The organism is Streptomyces sp. NRRL S-1022 (genome assembly GCF_000720135.1).
In the GTDB taxonomy this organism is placed as follows: Bacteria; Actinomycetota; Actinomycetes; order Streptomycetales; family Streptomycetaceae; genus Streptomyces.
The window spans coordinates 52,828-71,628 of record NZ_JOIU01000003.1 but is presented as its reverse complement, the minus strand read 5'-3'; the positions used below and the strand labels follow the sequence as shown (position 1 = coordinate 71,628).

Sequence of the window (18,801 nt, the reverse complement as noted above, 5' to 3'; positions counted from 1 at the left end):
CGGTCCCGGTCGGCCGAAGGTCGAGGAGCCGGGGCAGTCAGGGCAGAGAGCGCCGGTTCCTCGATCCGTCTTCCTGTGCGGGGAAGACGGAGGCTTGTCGTACTCGATTGTGGACTAGACCACGAACGCGTGTCCATGGTGCGGAGGCGTCCCGCGCACAGGGAGCGACGGCACGCGATGCCACGCAGCCTAGCCCGCCCGGGTCAGTCATGGGGCCAGATGGTCACGGCAAATTCCGCGAGCGCCGTCGAGGACACGCTCCGTCACCGCCCGGACGCGACGGGAGGGCTCCCACGGCCCCGGAGTTCCCCCGTTCTTCCCTTTCTCTTCCCGTGCATTCCCCCGCTCCCGCAAGGCCGGTTCTGTTAGATTGGTCTAAACCACATGGAGACGCACAGAGCCCACTTCAGAACGGCAGGCCCAGCGTGGAAGTTGTCATCGTTCCGGACGCCGCTGCGGGCGGCGAGCTGATCGCCGAGGCCATGGCCCAGCTGCTGCGACGCAGGCCCGACGCCCTGCTCGGCGTGGCCACCGGCTCCACCCCGCTGCCCGTCTACCAGGCACTGACCGCCAAGGTCCGCGCCGGTGCCGTGGACGCCTCGCGGGCGCGGATAGCGCAGCTCGACGAGTACGTGGGGCTGCCCGCGGAGCACCCCGAGTCCTACCGTTCGGTGCTGCGCCGCGAGGTACTGGAACCGCTCGGGATCGGCATGGACGCGTTCATGGGGCCGGACGGGACGGCCGAGGACGTCCAGGCGGCGTGCGCGGCGTACGACCAGGCGCTCGCCGGGGCCGGCGGGGTCGACCTCCAGCTGCTCGGCATCGGGACCGACGGGCACATCGGGTTCAACGAGCCGTGCTCCTCGCTCGCCTCCCGCACCCGGATCAAGACGCTGACCGAGCAGACCCGGATCGACAACGCCCGCTTCTTCGACGGCGACGTCGAGCAGGTCCCGCACCACGTCATCACCCAGGGCATCGGCACCATCCTGGAGGCCCGCCACCTGGTGCTGCTGGCGACCGGCGAGGGCAAGGCGGACGCGGTCGCCGCGACCGTCGAGGGTCCGGTCGCCGCCGTCTGCCCCGCCTCCGCGCTCCAGCTGCACCCGCACGCCACGGTGGTCGTCGACGAGGCCGCCGCGGCCAAGCTGAGGCTGGCCGACTACTTCCGCCACACCTACGCGCACAAGCCGGAGTGGCAGGGCATCTAGCCCCGGACGGCGCCGCCCGCGGGAGAGCGGGTGGCGCTCACCCTCCTTATGGACTAGACCAGCAGCGGGTGCGACGGTATATAGAGGAGATCACGGAGCGTGCGGGGTGGAGTGCTGGGACGACAACCCGTGCCACGATGTGAGCCGTGGCCGACGGGGATGTCGGTCGCTTTCGGCATCCGGAGCCGGGAAGGCAGAGCATGAGCACCGACGTCAGCAGTGCGGAGAACGAGGCCGGCACCACCCGTACCGCGCGCGTGCCCAAGTACTACCGCTTGAAGAAGCACCTGCTCGACATGACGGAGACCCAGGCGCCGGGCACGCCGGTCCCGCCGGAGCGCACGCTGGCCGCCGAGTTCGACACCTCCCGCACCACCGTGCGCCAGGCCTTGCAGGAGCTGGTGGTGGAGGGCCGGCTGGAACGCATCCAGGGCAAGGGCACCTTCGTGGCCAAGCCCAAGGTCTCCCAGGCCCTCCAGCTCACCTCCTACACCGAGGACATGCGCGCCCAGGGCCTGGAGCCGACCTCGCAGCTGCTGGACATCGGGTACGTCACCGCCGACGACCGGCTCGCCGAGCTGCTCGACATCACCCCCGGCGGGCGCGTGCTGCGCATCGAGCGGCTGCGCATGGCCAACGCCGAGCCGATGGCCATCGAGACCACCCACCTGTCCGCCAAGCGCTTCCCCGCGCTCCGGCGCTCGCTGGCGAAGTACACCTCCCTGTACACCGCGCTCGCCGAGGTCTACGACGTCCACCTCGCCGAGGCCGAGGAGACCATCGAGACCTCGCTGGCCACCCCGCGCGAGGCGGGCCTGCTCGGCACCGACGTGGGCCTGCCGATGCTGATGCTCTCCCGTCACTCGCTGGACCGCGACGGCCAGCCGGTGGAGTGGGTGCGCTCGGTGTACCGCGGTGACCGGTACAAGTTCGTGGCCCGGCTGAAGCGGCCCGCGGAGTAACCGCCGGGCACGTTCGCTGAATCGATATACCGATATACGGACGAGGTCTTCCACTCCCACGACGGCGTCACCTAGATTGCCTGCGCATTACACAGGTGATCAGCGAGGGGACGGAGCCGTGGCATGTCCGAAACGCCTGAAGTGAGACCGCCGGTGGTGACACCGGTCAGGGTGATCATCGCCCTGTGTCTCGTCGCGCCCTTCGTGGCGATGCTGTGGGTCGGCTCGTACGCCAAGACGGATCCCGCGTTCATCGGGATCCCGTTCTTCTACTGGTACCAGATGCTGTGGGTGCTGATCTCGACCGCGCTCACCATGCTGGCGTACCGGCTCTGGCAGCGTGACCAGCGCTCCCGCCGGGGCGCGAACGGGGGTGCGGCGAAGTGAAGGACGGCGTCAACGGCGTCGCGCTCGGCGTCTTCATCTTCTTCTTCCTGGCCGTCACGGTCATGGGCTTCCTGGCCGCGCGCTGGCGCAGGGCCGAGAACGATCAGTCCCTGGACGAGTGGGGTCTGGGCGGCCGGTCCTTCGGCACCTGGATCACCTGGTTCCTGCTCGGCGGCGACCTGTACACGGCGTACACCTTCGTCGCCGTACCGGCGGCGATCTACGCGGCGGGCGCGTCCGGCTTCTTCGCGGTGCCGTACACGATCCTGGTCTACCCGCTGGTCTTCACCTTCCTGCCGCGCCTGTGGTCGGTCTCGCACCGGCACGGGTACGTCACCACCTCCGACTTCGTGCGCGGCCGGTTCGGCTCGAAGGGCCTGTCGCTGGCCGTGGCGGTGACCGGCATCCTGGCGACCATGCCGTACATCGCGCTCCAGCTGGTCGGCATCCAGGCGGTGCTGGACGTGATGGGCATCGGCGGCGGCGAGGACACCAACTGGTTCGTGAAGGACCTGCCGTTGCTCATCGCCTTCGGCGTGCTGGCCGCGTACACGTACTCCTCCGGCCTGCGCGCCCCCGCGCTGATCGCGTTCGTCAAGGACGCGCTGATCTACCTCGTCATCGTGGTGGCGATCATCTACATCCCGATCAAGCTGGGCGGGTTCGACGACATCTTCGCCAAGGCGGGCCACGCGTTCAGCCAGGTCAATCCGGCCACCGGCAAACCGCGCGGCGCGCTGGCGCCGGGGGACGCGAACCAGTGGACGTACGCCACGCTGGCCCTCGGCTCCGCGCTGGCGCTGTTCATGTACCCGCACTCGATCACCGCGACCCTGTCGTCCAAGAGCCGTGAGGTGATCCGCCGCAACACCACGATCCTGCCGCTGTACTCCCTCATGCTGGGTCTGCTGGCCCTGCTGGGCTTCATGGCGATCGCGGCCGGGGTGAAGGTCACCAACGGCCAGCTGGCCATCCCGCAGCTGTTCGAGGACATGTTCCCGGACTGGTTCACCGGCGTGGCCTTCGCGGCGATCGGCATCGGCGCCCTGGTCCCGGCGGCGATCATGTCCATCGCGGCGGCCAACCTCTTCACCCGCAACATCTACAAGGACTTCATCAAGCCCGACGCCACGGCCGAGCAGGAGACCAAGGTCTCCAAGCTGGTCTCGCTGCTGGTGAAGGTCGGCGCGCTGGTCTTCGTCCTCACCATGGACAAGACCGTCGCGATCAACTTCCAGCTGCTGGGCGGCATCTGGATCCTGCAGACCTTCCCGGCCCTGGTCGGCGGCCTGTTCACCCGCTGGTTCCACCGCTGGGCACTGCTCGCCGGCTGGGCGGCCGGCATGATCTACGGCACTCTCGCCGCGTACGGCATCGCCTCGCCCACCCAGAAGCACTTCGGCGGCAACGCCAAGGAGATCCCGGGCATCGGCGAGATCGGCTACATCGGCCTGACGGCGTTCGTCCTGAACGTCGTGGTGACCGTGGTCCTGACCGCCGTCCTGCGGGCCGTGAAGGCCCCCGACGGCATCGACGAGACCAGGCCGGAGGACTACACGGCCGACGCCGGCGACCCCGGGGTGCAGGTGGAGCTGCCGTCGGCCACCGCGGGCAGCACGCACTAGCCCACGTCCCGGCCGGGCGCCCTCCGGAAGTGTCTTCCGGAGGGCGCCCGTTCGCGTCCCGGCAGCCGTCCGGTTCGCGGACCCGCATGCTCACCCACGAGGGTGTCTTCCCGTGCAGGTTCCGGGGAACTCGCGGCGTACGGGTCCGGGCGGCACGGCCTGCTGCTGACGGCAGCAGGGCTCACGGATCCCGCCCCGGGGCGGGCACGGGCAGAGCCGGAACCAGCGGTCGGGCAGGCAGGCGCTGCCCGGCGGGGGCTGGTCAAGGGTGCCGGGCCATCCGCTCCTCGGCCTCGTCCGGGTGCCCCTCCCGCTGAACACGCGCCGTCCGCCGCGCGTCCCGGCAAGCGGCCTCCGACACCGGACCGGCACAACATCTGGGGGTGCCACGAGAACCCGGCACTAGATGTATGCTCGTGATCGCTGTCGCCGCAGGGGAATCCGGTGCGAGTCCGGAACTGTCCCGCAACGGTGTACCTGCGTGCATCCGCACGCCTGTTGAGTCCGAGGACCTGTCGGCAGCGCACCCGGGCGTCCGGTCCGGGTGGGTTCTGTAACGTCCGGGCCTCGTGGAGTGGGCCGGTGGACGCGGCGCCGTGTGCGCTCGTGGCTGCCCCCTGCCCTCCGCCGGGGCCCCCGTGCCGAGCGAGGGAGAGCCCCACGTGACCATCGCGCCAGCCGACCCGGCTTCAGTCAGCGAGCTGGAGACCGACGGTCCCGGTACCGCACTGCTGCGGACCCTGACCGAGCTGACCGCCGACCTGCCCGACGCCGACCCGGGCCGGATCGCCGCCGCCGCGCTGCGCGGCCGGTCCGCCCGGGCCGACGAGGCGGAGCTGCGTGAACTGGCCACGGAGGCGGCCGCCGGCCAGATCTCCGAGGACCCCGCCTACTCGAAGCTGGCCGCCCGGCTGCTGACGCTCACCATCCGGGACGAGGCCGCCTCGCAGGGCGTGACGTCCTTCACCGATTCCCTCACGGTCGGGCACCGCGAGGGTCTCATCGCCGACCGCACCGCCGAGTTCGCGCGGCTGCACGCCGAGCGGCTCGACGCGCTGGTCGACGCCTCCGCCGACGACCGCTTCGGCTACTTCGGCCTGCGCACCCTCTACAGCCGCTACCTGCTGCGCCACCCGATCACCCGCAAGGTGATCGAGACGCCCCAGCACTTCATGCTGCGCGTGGCGAGCGGCCTCGCCGAGGACGACACGACCCGCTCGGTGGACGAAGTCGCGGCCCTGTACGGCCTGATGAGCCGCCTGGACTACCTGCCGTCCTCCCCCACCCTGTTCAACTCCGGCACCCGCCACCCGCAGATGTCGTCCTGCTACCTGCTGGACTCGCCGCTGGACGAGCTGGACTCCATCTACGACCGCTACCACCAGGTGGCCCGGCTGTCGAAGCACGCCGGCGGCATCGGCCTGTCGTACTCCCGGATCCGTTCGCGGGGTTCGCTGATCCGGGGCACGAACGGGCACTCCAACGGCATCGTGCCGTTCCTGAAGACCCTGGACGCGTCCGTGGCCGCGGTGAACCAGGGCGGCCGGCGCAAGGGCGCGGCCGCGGTCTACCTGGAGACCTGGCACTCCGACATCGAGGAGTTCCTGGAGCTGCGGGACAACACCGGCGAGGACGCCCGCCGCACCCACAACCTCAACCTGGCGCACTGGGTCCCGGACGAGTTCATGCGCCGGGTCAACGCCGACGAGCAGTGGTCGCTGTTCTCCCCCGCCGACGTCCCCGAGCTGGTCGACCTGTGGGGCGAGGAGTTCGACGCCGCCTACCGCAAGGCCGAGGCCGCCGGACTGGCCAGGAAGACGCTGCCCGCGCGGGAGCTGTACGGCCGGATGATGCGCACCCTGGCCCAGACCGGCAACGGCTGGATGACCTTCAAGGACGCCGCCAACCGCACCGCCAACCAGACCGCCCTGCCCGGCAACGTCATCCACTCCTCCAACCTCTGCACCGAGATCCTGGAGGTCACCGACGACGGCGAGACGGCCGTCTGCAACCTCGGCTCCATCAACCTCGGCGCCTTCGTGCAGGGCGAGGACATCGACTGGCAGCGCCTGGACGAGACCGTCCGCACGGCCGTCACCTTCCTCGACCGCGTGGTGGACATCAACTTCTACCCCACCGAGCAGGCGGGCCGCTCCAACGCCAAGTGGCGCCCGGTCGGCCTCGGCGCGATGGGCCTGCAGGACGTCTTCTTCAAGCTCCGCCTGCCCTTCGACTCCCCCCAGGCCAAGGCCCTCTCCACGCGGATCGCCGAGCGGATCATGCTCGCCGCCTACGAGGCCTCCACCGACCTCGCCGAACGCAACGGCCCCCTGCCCGCCTGGGAGCAGACCCGTGCCGCCCGCGGAGTCCTCCACCCCGACCACTACGACACCGACCTGGCCTGGCCGGAGCGCTGGGAGGCCCTCCGCGCGCGCATCGCGGAGACCGGCATGCGCAACTCGCTGCTCCTCGCGATCGCGCCGACGGCCACCATCGCGTCCATCGCGGGCGTGTACGAGTGCATCGAGCCGCAGGTCTCCAACCTGTTCAAGCGCGAGACACTCTCCGGCGAGTTCCTCCAGGTCAACTCCTACCTGGTGCAGGACCTGAAGGACCTCGGCGTCTGGGACGCCCGCACCCGCGAGGCCCTGCGTGACGCCAACGGCTCCGTCCAGGACTTCCTCTGGATCCCCGAGGAGGTGCGTGAGCTGTACCGCACGGCCTGGGAGATCCCCCAGCGCGGACTGATCGACATGGCCGCCGCGCGGACCCCGTTCCTGGACCAGGCGCAGTCCCTGAACCTGTTCCTGGAGACGCCGACGATCGGCAAGCTCTCCTCGATGTACGCCTACGCCTGGAAGTCCGGCCTGAAGACGACGTACTACCTGCGCTCGCGCCCCGCGACGCGCATCGCCCGCGCCGCCCAGGGCCAGGCGCAGGCCGCCAAGCCCATCCCCGTGCAGCAGGTCGCCGAGCCCGACGCGATCGCCTGCTCCCTGGAAAACCCCGAGTCCTGCGAGGCCTGCCAGTAATGACCAGCCGAAACACCAACCTGCTCGACCCCGGCTTCGAGTTGACTCTGCGGCCCATGCGCTACCCCGACTTCTACGAGCGCTACCGGGACGCCATCAAGAACACCTGGACCGTCGAGGAGGTCGACCTCCACTCCGACGTCGCCGACCTGGCCAAGCTCACTGCCGAGGAGCAGCACCTCATCGGCCGTCTCGTGGCGTTCTTCGCCACCGGCGACTCGATCGTCGCGAACAACCTGGTGCTCACGCTCTACAAGCACATCAACTCCCCCGAGGCCCGGCTCTACCTCAGCCGGCAGCTCTTCGAGGAAGCCGTCCACGTCCAGTTCTACCTGACCCTGCTGGACACCTACCTGCCCGACCCGGACGACCGTGCCGCCGCCTTCGACGCCGTGGAGAACATCCCCTCCATCCGCGAGAAGGCCGAGTTCTGCTTCAAGTGGATCAACGAGGTCGAGAAGATCGACCGGCTGGAGTCCAGGGCCGACCGCCGCCGCTTCCTGCTCAACCTCATCTGCTTCGCCGCCTGCATCGAGGGACTCTTCTTCTACGGCGCGTTCGCCTACGTCTACTGGTTCCGCAGCCGCGGCCTGCTGCACGGCCTCGCCACCGGCACCAACTGGGTCTTCCGCGACGAGACCATGCACATGAGCTTCGCCTTCGACGTCGTCGACACGGTCCGCAAGGAAGAGCCCGGCCTCTTCGACGACCAGCTCCAGCAGCAGGTCACCGACATGCTCGCCGAAGCCGTCGAGGCCGAGCTGCAGTTCGCCCGCGACCTGTGCGGCGACGGCCTGCCCGGCATGAACACCGACTCCATGCGGCAGTACCTGGAGTGCGTCGCCGACCAGCGCCTCACCCGCCTCGGCTTCGCGCCCGTCTACGGCTCCGAGAACCCCTTCTCCTTCATGGAGCTCCAGGGCGTCCAGGAGCTGACGAACTTCTTCGAGCGCCGTCCGTCGGCGTACCAGGTCGCCGTGGAGGGCACGGTCGACCTGGACGAGGACTTCTGAGCGACCGCCGCCTCCGGCTTCCCGGCGCCGCCTGTCCGTACGGCCTCGACCGTGCGGTACCGGGCGGCGCCGTCCGCTGTGCCGGGGGCTCCGGCGCCGTCAGGCGGGGCGGGCCGTGCCGTGGCGCCTCCCGTGGTGCCGGGCCTCCGGCGCCGGCCCGGTGTGCGGCTCCGGCTGCCGGGCCTGCCTGAGCTGCCGGTCTATGCGCCTGTCGCGCAGGACTCCGAGCGCGGAGGGCAGGACCAGGAGGACCAGGATCCCGAGGGTGGCGAGCATTCCGATCAGGCCTTCGATCTGGTTTCCGTTCATGGACACCACTGTCGCGCCGGACGCTCCTTACCGGCAGTGGCAGGACTGCCGTAGATCCTCGAATTACTGCCACCGAGGAGGCACACTGGCAGCATGCTGAAGAACGTGGCCGCCGTGCTGCTGAACGGGGTGCACCCCTTCGAGCTGGGTGTCGTGTGCGAGGTGTTCGGCATCGACCGCAGCGACGAGGGGCTGCCCGGGTACGACTTCGCCGTGGTGTCGGCGGAGGGCCCCGAGCTGGGCACGCACTGCGGGTTCACCGTGTCCACGCCGTACGGCCTGGAGCGGCTGGAGGAGGCCGATCTGATCGCCGTACCGGCCGGTGAGGCCTATACGGAGCGCGAGTATCCGCCGGAGCTGCTGGCGGCGCTGCGGCGGGCCGTGGACCGCGGCACACGGGTGCTGAGCGTCTGCTCCGGGGTGTTCCTGCTGGCCGCGGCCGGGCTGCTGGACGGGCGCCGGTGCGCGGTGCACTGGCACCATGCCGAGCAGCTCTCCCGGCGCTTCCCCCGGCTCACCGTCGAGCCGGACGTGCTGTACGTGGACGAGGACCCCGTCATCACCTCCGCCGGCACCGCCGCCGGGATCGACGCCTGTCTGCACCTCGTGCGCAAGGAGCAGGGTCCGGAGGTGGCCAACAAGATCGCCCGCCGGATGGTGGTGCCGCCGCACCGGGACGGCGGGCAGGCGCAGTTCATCGAGCGGCCGCTGCCGAAGGCACCCTGCGACACGGTCGGTGAGGTGCTGGCCTGGATGGAGGCCCACCTCGACCAGGAGGTCACGGTCGAGCAGCTCGCCGCCCGCGCCCACATGGCGCCGCGCACCTTCGCGCGGCGTTTCCAGCAGGAGACGGGAACCACCCCCTACCGCTGGATCCTGCGCCAACGGGTGCTGCTGGCACAGGAGTTGCTGGAGAGAACGGACGAGACGATGGACGCCGTCGCCTGGCGCACCGGGTTCGGTACGGCCGCGGCGCTGCGCCACCAGTTCCTGCGGGCGCTGGGCACGACCCCGAACGCCTACCGGCGCGCGTTCCGGGGCCCGCGGGCCGCCTGAGCGCGCGCCGGTACCGGGCCTACCAGGGGATCGCCCGCAGGAGCAGGTCGTGCGGGCGGAGCGTGATGCCCACGCGGGTGGTGTCGTCGGACCCGCCGGCCTGCTCGAAGCGGTACTTCGCCGAGAGCGCCGCGGTGATCAGGCTGAGCTGGGTCATGGAGAAGTGGTCGCTGGGGCACTTTCGGTTGCCCACGCTGAACGGGCTCATGGCGTACTTCGGCACGTCCACGGCCCGCTCGGGCAGCCAGCGGTCGGGGTCGAAGTCGAGGTGCCGGGCGTAGGAGCGGCCGTCGCGCTGGATGGCGTACGGGCTGTAGACGATGTCCGCCCCGGCCGGGATGCGATAGCCGCCGAGTGCGGTGTCGCGCACCGCGCGCCGCGTCAATATCCATACGGCGGGCCTGAGCCGCATGGCCTCGACGACGACATTGTTGGTGTGCGTGAGTGAGCGGACGTGCTCGAATCCGACGGGTCGGCCACCGGTCACGGATTCCACCTCGGTCCGTACCTTCTCCGCGTGTTCCGGGTGTTCGGCGAGGACCTGGAGCAGCCACATGATCGTGGACGCGACTGTTTCGCTGCCGGGGGTGAGTATCGCGACGACCTGATCGTGGATCTCCTGTTCCCCGATGGGATCGCCATTGTCGTCCTTCGCCTCCAGCAATGCCGTCAGCAAATCGTCCGGCTTTTGACCAGATGCCCTCCGCTCGGCGACGATCTCGTCCACCAGCACATGCAAATCGGCCAGCGCCCGGTTGAATTCGCGGTTGGCCGGGAACGGCAGCCGGTAGAGCGGCCCGAGCGGGATCACCATCCTGCGGTACATACCGCGGAAGACGGTGGCGAGGTCGATGCTGAGCCGTTCCGCGCGCTCGTCCATGTACTCGCCGCGCAGCAGGCAGCGGGCGGCGATGCGGACGGCGACCCGGAAGGACTCGGAGGTGCACTCGACGGTCTCGCCGGGCCGCCAGCGCTCGGTCAGCGCGTGCGCCTCCTCCTCCATCACCGGGCCGTAACGGGGTATGGCGTCGAGGCGGAACGCGGGCTGGATGGTGCGCCGCTGCCGACGGTGCCGGGGCCCGTTCGCGGTGGCCACGCCCTCCTTGCCGAGCAGGCCCTCCAGGGACTCCCACAGCGGGCCGGCGATCTCGAAGCCGGGGCTGAGGGCCAGGGCTCCGGTGAGGTCCGGCGTGGTGACGGCGTACACCGTCTTGGGGCCCAGTTTCAGACGTACGACGTCTCCGTGGTCGCGTAGCCCGGACATGAAGGCGAGCGGGTCGCGGACCAGTTTCAGGCCGTGGCCGAGGACCGGCACGGCACCTCCGGCCAGCGGTGGTTCGCGCAGTTCGGGCGTCCCTGGGGTGGCGGGGGTGCGGGGGCTCACCGACTCGACGGTCATTTCTCACCTGCCGTTTCGTTCGCTACGTACGGGGGCGTGGACCGGTCGTCCCAGCTGTCGACCATGTACCGGCCGGACTCGTGGTGGAACCAGTAGACGGAGCTGAACCAGTTGCGCATGGCGCCGACGCAGGACCGGACGGCGGCGCTCAGTTCCTTGCCGCGGACCGTGCCGTCGTCGAGGTCGTGGGCGAATGCCAGGGCTTTCCGTTCGGCGCCGAGGAATTCACCGATGCATTCCTCCACGCGCCGCCTGATGTCGTCCACCGCTTCTTCGAGGGTCAGCCCGGCATGGGTGACGAGACTGATTCCGAGATTGTGCACCTCGTCGCCCGCTATTTCCTTCGGCAGCGAGCAGAGGTCGTTGTACCAGGCGGCGAATTCCTGACTGAGGAATGCCGCCCTGCGGTACGCCGGATTTCTCCTCACCGTGTCGGGAAGTTCACATCCGGCACTCGGTTCGAGCAGGTCCGTCCATATCCAGTGCGCGAAGGTGAGGCGGCGCAGGGCGAGGTACTCCTCGACGCCGGGTATGTGTCCCCGGGTGCGGTTGCGGAATTCCCGGTCGTAGGCCTCGATCACCGCGTGGAAATGCCGGGCGAACCGCTGGTTCCAGGTGTGCGGCAGGAAGCCGTACAGCCGCAGCACGCTGTCCGCGAAGCCCGCCACCAGCGGGTCGGGGTGGTGCAGGTGGTGCCTGGGCGCGTCGAGAGCCGCGTGCAGCCGGTGCCGCAGCCGCCGCCAGTCGCCCGCCCGGCCGTGCACGATGTCACGGTCGTGGCGGTCGTCCCAGACGAAGAACCAGGCGCTGTAGTCCGCTATGGCCTGCAGGACCTCGTCGGAGGCGTCGGTGTAGTACCCCGCCATGAGGTCCGTGTAGCACAGTCCATCGGCATATTCCTGCACCTTGGCCGGCGACATGAGCTGTTTTTCCAGGAGCCACAGGCGTGTTGTCTCCTGCAGTCGTGGCCAATACGGGTGCAGTTGCCGGGGAAAGGCGGACTCGATCACCGGGAGGGCCAGTGAGGGTGGGACTACGACCGCCGTCGGCGTCGCTGTGGTGCTGTGTGGGAAAGCTTGCACAGAACAAACCCCTCTCAGCCGCCAGGAAGCGCACACCCCTCCTGTTGTGCCGGGCGTGCGCCGTTGCGTATCCCCGCACTTCCATTCAGCACCACAACTGACCGCCGTGGGAACGGATTTGCTTCACTCACTACCCCACGATGCCGAGAATCCCCCCTTCGTGACTGATTAAGGATCACTAGGGGCATGGAAGGGATCGGCTGTGCGACGCACGGGCGAGCGAACCGCGGCAGCACGAAGGCGCCCGGCCGGGGAAGGTCCCGGCCGGGCGCCTCAAGTGCGCGGTGCTGGTCAGTCGTTGGCGACGACGGGGTAGCGGGGCTCGTTCTCGGCCATCTGCCGCAGGGCGTCCTTGCGGTCCCGCTTCGACAGCCGGTCGATGTACAGGGAGCCGTAGAGGTGGTCGGTCTCGTGCTGCAAACAGCGCGCGAAGTAGCCGGTGCCACGCACCTTGACCGGGTTGCCCTGCTCGTCCTGCCCGGTCACCTCGGCGTAGTCGGGGCGCGGGAGCGAGGCGTAGGCCGTGGGCACGGACAGGCAGCCCTCGTTGCTGTCGTCCAGCCGGCGCCGCTCGGCGGGCAGGTCGACCAGCTTCGGGTTGCACACCACGCCGACGTGCCGGACGCCCTCGTCGTCCTGGCAGTCGTAGACGAAGACCTTCAGGTCGACACCGATCTGGTTGGCGGCCAGGCCCACGCCCTCGGCGGTGCGCTGGCTGGCGAACATGTCGGCGACCAGCTGCTGCAGCTCCTCGCCGAACTCGGTGACGTCCTTGCACTCCTTGTGCAGCACCGGGTTGCCGACGACCGTGATCGGCCGCGAGGTGCCGCGCTCGCGCCAGGCCTGCTCGCGCTCCTCGCAGTCCTCCGTGTCGACCACATAGCCCTCGTCGTCGACGGGGAGCACGCCCGCGTGCTGCTGATCGGTGTCCTGCTGCGCCATGACCGACGTACGCCTTCCTCAAAGAACTGGGGGAGATGTTGCTGATACAGGGTACGGCGCCCGCTCAGCAGACCTCTTCCAGATCGCGCCAGTCCCGCGAGTCCGGGCTGTCCGCGACCCAGCCGTCCAGCAGCCCCCGGACCAGCGAGGCCGGCGCGGCCACCCCGCACTCCCGCTCCGGCACCCACAGCTGCCCGGCCGTGCGGTGTCCCAGCGGCCCGGGGTGCCCCGGCTCGCTGTGGTCGTGCGGGTCGAGGTGGACGCCCTCGCCCTCGTCGGACGGCATCCGGGACTCGCTGCACATCCGGCACAGCAGCCGCACCGAGGACGACCAGTCCTCCGCGGCGAACCCCGCGTCGGCGGCCAGCTGCTCCAGCGCGTCCCGGTCGGCCTCGGTGGCCGCCTCCAGCAGCACCACCCAGGTGGGCACGGGCGACGGCGCCCACAGCTCGATCTCGTCGAAGACCGGGTAGGAGTGCCCGGTGGAGGTGGTGCGCTCGCCGTGCGGGACCCCGTCGTGCAGCACGACCTCGCCCCAGCGCCGCCCGGACGAGGGAAGCGGGATGGAGAGCACCTCCAGCCGGGCCGGGTCCAGGCGGCGGCCCCAGACCACCTCGGCCTCGCCCTCCGGGGAGAGCCGTACGGCCGCGCTGCCCAGCTCCATGCCGACGGGTTCCGCGGTTGCCGCGGCGCCGCCGGGCACCTTCAGCCCGTACGCCTGCCAGGCGCGCCGGGCCAGCGGCCAGTCCTGGAGAGCGGTCGCGGCGATGCCGACGTTCCACCAGTCGGGCGCCCCGGCCTCCCGGTCGAGCAGCGCGACCGCGCGCAGTCCGGCCGCGCGGGCCTGCTCCCAGTCGTGCCGGAACTTGTGCAGCAGGGCCAGGTTGAACCAGGACTCCGACAGCCAGGGTTCCAGATCGGCGGCGCGTGTCAGCAGCTCGCCCGCGTCCTCGTACCGGCCGTCGCCGATGAGTGTGAACGCCCGGTCGGTGGCCTGCCGCCACGAGGCGGAGGGCCGGTGCCGTTGCTTGCCGAAGATCCTCACGATTCCCGCCTGCCAGTTCCATTTCCCGCTGTGGGCTGGCTTGTGCCCCCGGACACCCTCTCCCTCGCATCCAACCACGTACGGCGGGAAAGGCGCTCATTACCCATGGGTTACCCAGTCGGGCACGGGGTCAGACAGCCCCGTTCTCCGGGGCGGCACCCGTTCACGGCCGACGGGGGGCCGGGTCAGCACCCGGGCGAGCGACTCCACGACCTCGGGAGCGTAGTCCCCGGCGGTGCCGAGGCGCAGCTCCTCCAGCGCCCGCAGGGGGACCTCGGGGCCGGCGTCCCGGGTCATCTCGTCGTAGGCGTTGACGGCCCGGACGATCCGGGCGGCCGGCGGCTGCTCCGGGTAGGGGTCGGCCTGCCGCTCCACGACGACGGCGACGGCCGCGTCCACCCCGGTCTGCCGGACGACGGCCCCGCCGAGCAGCGCGATGCGCCGCTGCTCCGCGGCGGGCAGGGCCGCGGTGGCGCCGCCCGGGACCGGGTCGACCAGGCTGAGCTGGCCGATGTCGTGCATCAGGGCCGCGTACTCCAGGACGGTCAGTTCGGGGCCGCTCAAACCGAGGTCCCGGCCGACGGCCTGGCTGAGCGCGGCGACGCGGCGGGCGTGCCCGGCGGGGGTGCAGCCGGCGATCTCGGTGGCGCGGGCGAGGGAGGCGATGGTCTGCCGGTAGGTGGCCCGCACGGCCGTGTACCGGCGCAGGGACAGCTGGACGAGCAGCATGGGCAGGCAGAACACGGGCAGCGCCCACAGGCCGACGACGGCGACCGCCAGCGCCATCACCGCGCCGGTCGCGCAGACGGTGGAGCCGATGCCGAGCAGTCCGCGCAGTTCCTCGCGCAGCAGCGGGCCGAACGGCCAGCGGGTGCGGCTGTGGGAGAGCGCGGCGGCCAGGACGGCACCGCACAGGGAGGTGAGGGCGAGCAGGGTGAGCAGCAGGAGAGCGTAGGCGGGGCCGCCCCACGAGGCGAAGACGCCCTGGCTGTAGAGGGGTTGGAAGCAGACGGCGGCGAAGCCGACGGTGAGGAGGCGGCGGGCCAGGTGGTCGACGGTGGGGCTGGCGCCGGACCAGATGTGCGGGACGGCGCCGAGCACGGTGGCGACGAGGACGACGGTGACGACCTGTGCGGCGTCCTGGTGGCCGGGCCGCCCGGCGTCGGCGCCCAGCAGGGCGTACGCCAGCGAGCCGGCGGCGCCGAGGGGCGCGGCCTGCCGCCGGGCCTGCGCGTCGCTCCACCGGGTCAGCTCGCCGAGGGTGACGAGCAGGCCGAAGGCGAGCGCGACACCCCGGTCGTCCAGGCCGGTCCACAGGGTGACGGCGAGGGAGCCGGCCGCGACGAGGGCGGCGGCGCCGTGGATGAGCCGCAGGGGGGTCACCGGGGCGCCCCGGTGCCGGCGGCCCGGTCGGCGGCCGGGGTGTCGTGGTCCGGTTCGTCGGCGGTGACCGCCGGGTGCCAGCCGGAGCGGGCCAGGGCACGGACGAGCGCGCCGACCATGCGGGGGTCGAAGTGCTTCCCGGCGCAGCGCTCCAGTTCGGCGACGGCGGTCTCGACCGGTCGGGCCCGGCTGTAGCAGCGGGTGGAGGTCATGGCGTCGAAGGCGTCCGCGACGGCGACGATCCGCGCGCACTCGGGGATCCGGTCGCCGGCCAGGCCGTACGGGTAGCCGCTGCCGTCGAGCCGTTCGTGGTGGTGGAGGATGGCCGCGCGGGCCTCGCCGAGGAAGGAGATGCCGCGGACCATCTCGTGGCCGTACTCGGGGTGCAGCTCGATGATCCGCCGTTCCTCCGGGGTGAGCGGGCCGTTCTTGCGCAGCAGCCGGGTGGGCACGCCCAGCTTGCCGACGTCGTGCAGGATGCCCGCGAAGCGCAGCACCTCCACGCGTTCGTCGTCCATGCCGAGTTCGCGGGCGATGAGGACGGAGGCGTGTCCGACGCGTTCGCTGTGGCCGCGGGTGTAGCCGTCCTTGATGTCGACGGCCTGCACGAGGGCGCGGATGGTGGCCTGGTGGGCCGCGCGTTCGCGGTGGTACTGGGCGAACACCCACCACGAGACGCACATCGGCAGCAGCACGAGCAGCGCGGCGACCGGGCCGTACGGGCTGCGCCACAGCACGGCCATCATCAGTCCGGCGAGTCCGTGCACCGCGACGGGCGCGAGGGAGCGGGTCAGCAGCCCGCGCCAGGCCCGGCGCGGCGGCACCAGGCCCACCGCCGCGCGCAGTCCGCCGTCGAGCGCGGTGAGCACCAGGCAGAAGGCGAGCACGGCCGCGCCGGCGGGCAGCAGGGCGTGCGGGAAGTCGGAGCCGGCGACGGCGTCCCGGCCGCCGAGCGCGCCGTGCACCCGGGCGGCGGCCCACACGGCGAGCGCGGGCTGCGCGGCGCGCCACGCCCGGCGGGGCAGGGCGGCCCGGTGCTCGACCGGGGAGAGCAGGCCCGCGGGCACCGGGACGAGCGCGGCGGCGGCCGGGGGCAGCAGGAAGGCGCCGGCGAGCAGGACGGGGTAGACGGTGCCGCCGAAGCGGCGGCGTACGGCGTGCTCGCAGGCCGCGCAGAGCGCGGCGAGCAGACCGAGCGCCCACCAGGGGGTGTGCTCGGCCGGCAGGGGCAGCAGGCAGAGGACGGCCAGGAGGGCGACGGCGGCCACGTAGCCGCGTGCCCTCGCCGGTACCGCGTCCATCACGCCCCTCCCCGATCGCCCGCCGTGGCTGTCCAGGCTCGGAGCGTAGGGCGGGAGCGGGGGGTTCGGGGCTTATGACCTGAGGATTAGCACGTTCGGGTGATACGACCCTTCCGTGCGCATTCCGTGCGCCTTCGACCGGGCCCGGGCGGGCCGGGGCGGCTCAGGACTCCTGCGGTGCCGCCGGGGCCTTGGTCACGTCGTGCTCCGGCACGGTCTGCCCGGAGCGGATCAGGTCGATCCGGCCCATGACCTTGGCCCGCAGGTCGGAGGGCACGTCGTCATGGCCGCAGCACCGCTTGACCAGCTTCTTCACGGCCTGTTCCAGGCCGTACTTCTCCAGGCACGGCGAGCATTCCTCGAAGTGGTGCTGGAACTTGTCGCGGTCGACGACCGGCATCTCACTGTCGAGGAACTCGTACAGGTGGTCGAGGACCTCACTGCAGTCCGTCTCGTGCGGCTCTCCGCAGCTCATGAGCCCGAGCCTTTCGCTTCGTTCGACTCTCCGGCGCCGGCCGGGACCAGGCCGCGCTCACGGGCGTAGTCCTCCAGCATCCCGCGCAGCTGACGGCGGCCCCGGTGCAGCCGGGACATCACCGTACCGATGGGTGTCCCCATGATGTCCGCGATCTCCTTGTACGCAAAGCCCTCGACATCGGCGAGGTAGACGGCGATGCGGAACTCCTCGGGGATCGCCTGCAGCGCTGCCTTCACGTCCGAGTCGGGCAGGTGGTCGAGCGCCTGCGACTCGGCGGAGCGCAGACCCGTCGACATGTGCGACTCGGCGCGGGCGAGCTGCCAGTCCTCGATCTCCTCCGCGGCGGAGCGCTGGGGCTCGCGCTGCTTCTTGCGGTAGGAGTTGATGAAGGTGTTGGTCAGGATCCGGTACAGCCAGGCCTTGAGGTTGGTGCCCTCGCGGAACTGGTGGAAGGACGCGTACGCCTTGGCGTACGTCTCCTGCACCAGGTCCTCGGCGTCGGCCGGGTTGCGCGTCATGCGCAGGGCGGCCGAGTACATCTGGTCGAGGAATTCGAGCGCGTCCCGCTCGAAGCGCGCGCTGCGCTCCGCGGTCGTCTCATCGGACGCGTCCGCGCTGGCGCCCTGGCCCTCGGGCAGCTCCGCCTGGCCGTTGTCGGTCCCTGCGTCGGTCCCAGTGACCGGACCCACCTCCTCAAGATCCCGGGCGGGACCGAAACCGGCCCCACTCGTTTCGGAGGATAGAACACGACCCGTGCCTGCCGCCCCTCGAATAGGTGCGGTCTTCGCCGCGTGCAGCACCGTCCAGTCCAGGTCAGCGCTACGCGTACGGCTCGGGCATGTGGTCGAACCCATGCGGCGGACTTCCTCTCCTACGACGTCGGTGCCGAGGCCTCCAGCACTATCTGTGGGCCACAACAGCGCGCCGCCGCCCGGCATTCCCGCGTCACCGCAGTGACACGACCCACTCCCGCACCGCGCCGGTGACGATCTCCAGCGCCCGCTCCTGGGTGAGCTGCGCGCGCTTGGGCACGGCGAAGCCGTGATCGCCATAGGGCACCTCGACCAGTCCGAAGTCGCCCGGCGGGAACTCCGCCGGCCTGCCGAAGGGGTCGTTCCCGCCCTGCACGACCAGCGTGGGCACCCCGGCGCCCAGCAGTTCCCCGGCCCGGGACTTCTCCGGCCTGCCCGGCGGGTGCAGCGGGAAGCTCAGGGCGAGCACGGCGTGCGCGCCCAGCTCGGCGGCCGTACGGCAGGCGACCCGGGCGCCCGCGCTCCGGCCGCCGGAGATCACCGGCAGGCCCGGCTCGGCCAGCGCGGGCCACACCCCGCGCCACCCGGTGTCCAGGGTCTTCGGCGCGGGCGCGACCTTCTTGCCGGCCACCCGCCACGGCTGCTCGACGAGGGCGACGGTGACGCCGTGCGCGGGCAGTGCGGCCGCGAGGGCCTGCAGGTCGCGGGCCTCGATGCCGCCGCCCGCGCCGTGGCCGACGGCCAGCACCAGCCGTGCCCCGCTCGCCGTGTGCCAGGTGATCCGGGCGTCCCCGGCGTCCGTACCGACCGTCTGTGTAGTCACG

17 protein-coding genes and 1 riboswitch are annotated in these 18,801 nt (G+C 71.1%); of the genes, 7 read left to right on the top strand and 10 right to left on the bottom strand.

The features are described from left to right. The first annotated feature begins 425 nt into the window (after window positions 1-425). The 6 genes from nagB (at window position 426) to IG05_RS0103715 (ending at window position 8,230) form a co-directional block, all read left to right on the top strand. Entirely contained in the window at window positions 426-1,211 is a 786-nt protein-coding gene (gene nagB, locus IG05_RS0103740; protein ID WP_030339048.1) for a glucosamine-6-phosphate deaminase, read from the top strand. A 200-nt stretch (window positions 1,212-1,411) separates the two neighbouring features. Next, window positions 1,412-2,173: a GntR family transcriptional regulator gene (locus tag IG05_RS0103735; RefSeq protein WP_030339046.1), complete on the top strand. Its 762-nt coding sequence runs from the start codon at window positions 1,412-1,414 to the stop codon at window positions 2,171-2,173. A 123-nt stretch (window positions 2,174-2,296) separates the two neighbouring features. Continuing rightward, window positions 2,297-2,560, top strand: a complete 264-nt coding sequence (locus IG05_RS0103730; RefSeq protein ID WP_030339044.1) for a DUF3311 domain-containing protein — start codon at window positions 2,297-2,299, stop codon at window positions 2,558-2,560. After that, on the top strand, window positions 2,557-4,185 hold the full coding sequence (mctP, locus tag IG05_RS0103725) for a monocarboxylate uptake permease MctP (protein ID WP_030339042.1): 1,629 nt from the start codon (window positions 2,557-2,559) through the stop codon (window positions 4,183-4,185). The genes IG05_RS0103730 and mctP overlap by 4 nt, the downstream gene beginning before the upstream one ends. 400 nt (window positions 4,186-4,585) lie before the next feature. Next, window positions 4,586-4,720: riboswitch (cobalamin riboswitch) on the top strand. 127 nt (window positions 4,721-4,847) lie between these two features. Next, window positions 4,848-7,217 carry a ribonucleoside-diphosphate reductase subunit alpha gene (locus tag IG05_RS0103720; protein ID WP_030339040.1) on the top strand — a complete coding sequence of 790 codons (2,370 nt, stop codon included), beginning with the start codon at window positions 4,848-4,850 and terminating at the stop codon, window positions 7,215-7,217. Further along, window positions 7,217-8,230: a ribonucleotide-diphosphate reductase subunit beta gene (locus IG05_RS0103715; protein ID WP_030339038.1), complete on the top strand. Its 1,014-nt coding sequence runs from the start codon at window positions 7,217-7,219 to the stop codon at window positions 8,228-8,230. The genes IG05_RS0103720 and IG05_RS0103715 overlap by 1 nt, the downstream gene beginning before the upstream one ends. A gap of 99 nt (window positions 8,231-8,329) precedes the next feature. On the opposite strand, the gene IG05_RS0103710 is transcribed toward IG05_RS0103715, so the two are convergent. Next, window positions 8,330-8,539: a hypothetical protein gene (locus IG05_RS0103710; protein ID WP_234335757.1), complete on the bottom strand. Its 210-nt coding sequence runs from the start codon at window positions 8,537-8,539 to the stop codon at window positions 8,330-8,332. A gap of 93 nt (window positions 8,540-8,632) precedes the next feature. Between IG05_RS0103710 and IG05_RS0103705 the strand changes: the two genes are divergently transcribed. After that, a complete protein-coding gene (locus IG05_RS0103705) occupies window positions 8,633-9,595 on the top strand; it encodes a GlxA family transcriptional regulator (protein ID WP_030339034.1) in 963 nt (320 codons plus the stop codon). Between the two features lie 19 nt (window positions 9,596-9,614). Here the strand turns inward: IG05_RS0103705 and IG05_RS0103700 are convergent, their stop codons facing one another. From IG05_RS0103700 to IG05_RS0103660, 9 genes are all read right to left on the bottom strand, one after another. Next, a complete protein-coding gene (locus tag IG05_RS0103700; protein ID WP_030339032.1) occupies window positions 9,615-10,994 on the bottom strand; it encodes a cytochrome P450 in 1,380 nt (459 codons plus the stop codon). Then, complete coding sequence (cyc1, locus tag IG05_RS0103695) at window positions 10,991-12,076, bottom strand: epi-isozizaene synthase (RefSeq protein ID WP_030339030.1); 1,086 nt, start codon at window positions 12,074-12,076, stop codon at window positions 10,991-10,993. The genes IG05_RS0103700 and cyc1 overlap by 4 nt, the downstream gene beginning before the upstream one ends. A gap of 291 nt (window positions 12,077-12,367) precedes the next feature. Beyond that, complete coding sequence (def, locus tag IG05_RS0103690) at window positions 12,368-13,018, bottom strand: peptide deformylase (protein ID WP_030339028.1); 651 nt, start codon at window positions 13,016-13,018, stop codon at window positions 12,368-12,370. Window positions 13,019-13,082: 64 nt separating this feature from the next. Then, the gene (locus tag IG05_RS0103685; RefSeq protein WP_030339026.1) at window positions 13,083-14,063 is read right to left on the bottom strand and encodes a hypothetical protein; all 981 of its coding nucleotides are present in this window, start codon (window positions 14,061-14,063) and stop codon (window positions 13,083-13,085) included. Window positions 14,064-14,162: 99 nt separating this feature from the next. Further along, the gene (locus tag IG05_RS0103680) at window positions 14,163-15,446 is read right to left on the bottom strand and encodes an HD-GYP domain-containing protein (RefSeq protein ID WP_030339024.1); all 1,284 of its coding nucleotides are present in this window, start codon (window positions 15,444-15,446) and stop codon (window positions 14,163-14,165) included. Next, a complete protein-coding gene (locus IG05_RS0103675) occupies window positions 15,443-16,747 on the bottom strand; it encodes an HD-GYP domain-containing protein (RefSeq protein WP_030339022.1) in 1,305 nt (434 codons plus the stop codon). Before IG05_RS0103675 ends, IG05_RS0103680 begins: the two co-directional genes overlap by 4 nt. 163 nt (window positions 16,748-16,910) lie before the next feature. After that, window positions 16,911-17,222: a mycothiol system anti-sigma-R factor gene (rsrA, locus tag IG05_RS0103670; RefSeq protein ID WP_030339020.1), complete on the bottom strand. Its 312-nt coding sequence runs from the start codon at window positions 17,220-17,222 to the stop codon at window positions 16,911-16,913. Further along, window positions 17,219-17,914: an RNA polymerase sigma factor SigR gene (gene sigR / locus IG05_RS0103665; RefSeq protein WP_030339019.1), complete on the bottom strand. Its 696-nt coding sequence runs from the start codon at window positions 17,912-17,914 to the stop codon at window positions 17,219-17,221. Before sigR ends, rsrA begins: the two co-directional genes overlap by 4 nt. A 256-nt stretch (window positions 17,915-18,170) precedes the next feature. Beyond that, window positions 18,171-18,800, bottom strand: a complete 630-nt coding sequence (locus IG05_RS0103660) for an alpha/beta family hydrolase (RefSeq protein WP_030339017.1) — start codon at window positions 18,798-18,800, stop codon at window positions 18,171-18,173. Window position 18,801: the final 1 nt, after the last annotated feature.

Bases quoted from the DNA above. Each gene is read 5' to 3' on its own strand.
- IG05_RS0103715 (WP_030339038.1), top strand. From the start codon at position 7,217: ATGACCAGCCGAAACACCAACCTGCTCGACCCCGGCTTCGAGTTGACT.
- IG05_RS0103735 (WP_030339046.1), top strand. From the start codon at position 1,412: ATGAGCACCGACGTCAGCAGTGCGGAGAACGAGGCCGGCACCACCCGT.
- def (WP_030339028.1), bottom strand. From the start codon at position 13,018: ATGGCGCAGCAGGACACCGATCAGCAGCACGCGGGCGTGCTCCCCGTC.
- IG05_RS0103730 (WP_030339044.1), top strand. From the start codon at position 2,297: ATGTCCGAAACGCCTGAAGTGAGACCGCCGGTGGTGACACCGGTCAGG.
- IG05_RS0103710 (WP_234335757.1), bottom strand. From the start codon at position 8,539: ATGAACGGAAACCAGATCGAAGGCCTGATCGGAATGCTCGCCACCCTC.
- rsrA (WP_030339020.1), bottom strand. From the start codon at position 17,222: ATGAGCTGCGGAGAGCCGCACGAGACGGACTGCAGTGAGGTCCTCGAC.
- IG05_RS0103705 (WP_030339034.1), top strand. From the start codon at position 8,633: ATGCTGAAGAACGTGGCCGCCGTGCTGCTGAACGGGGTGCACCCCTTC.
- IG05_RS0103700 (WP_030339032.1), bottom strand. From the start codon at position 10,994: ATGACCGTCGAGTCGGTGAGCCCCCGCACCCCCGCCACCCCAGGGACG.
- IG05_RS0103675 (WP_030339022.1), bottom strand. From the start codon at position 16,747: ATGGACGCGGTACCGGCGAGGGCACGCGGCTACGTGGCCGCCGTCGCC.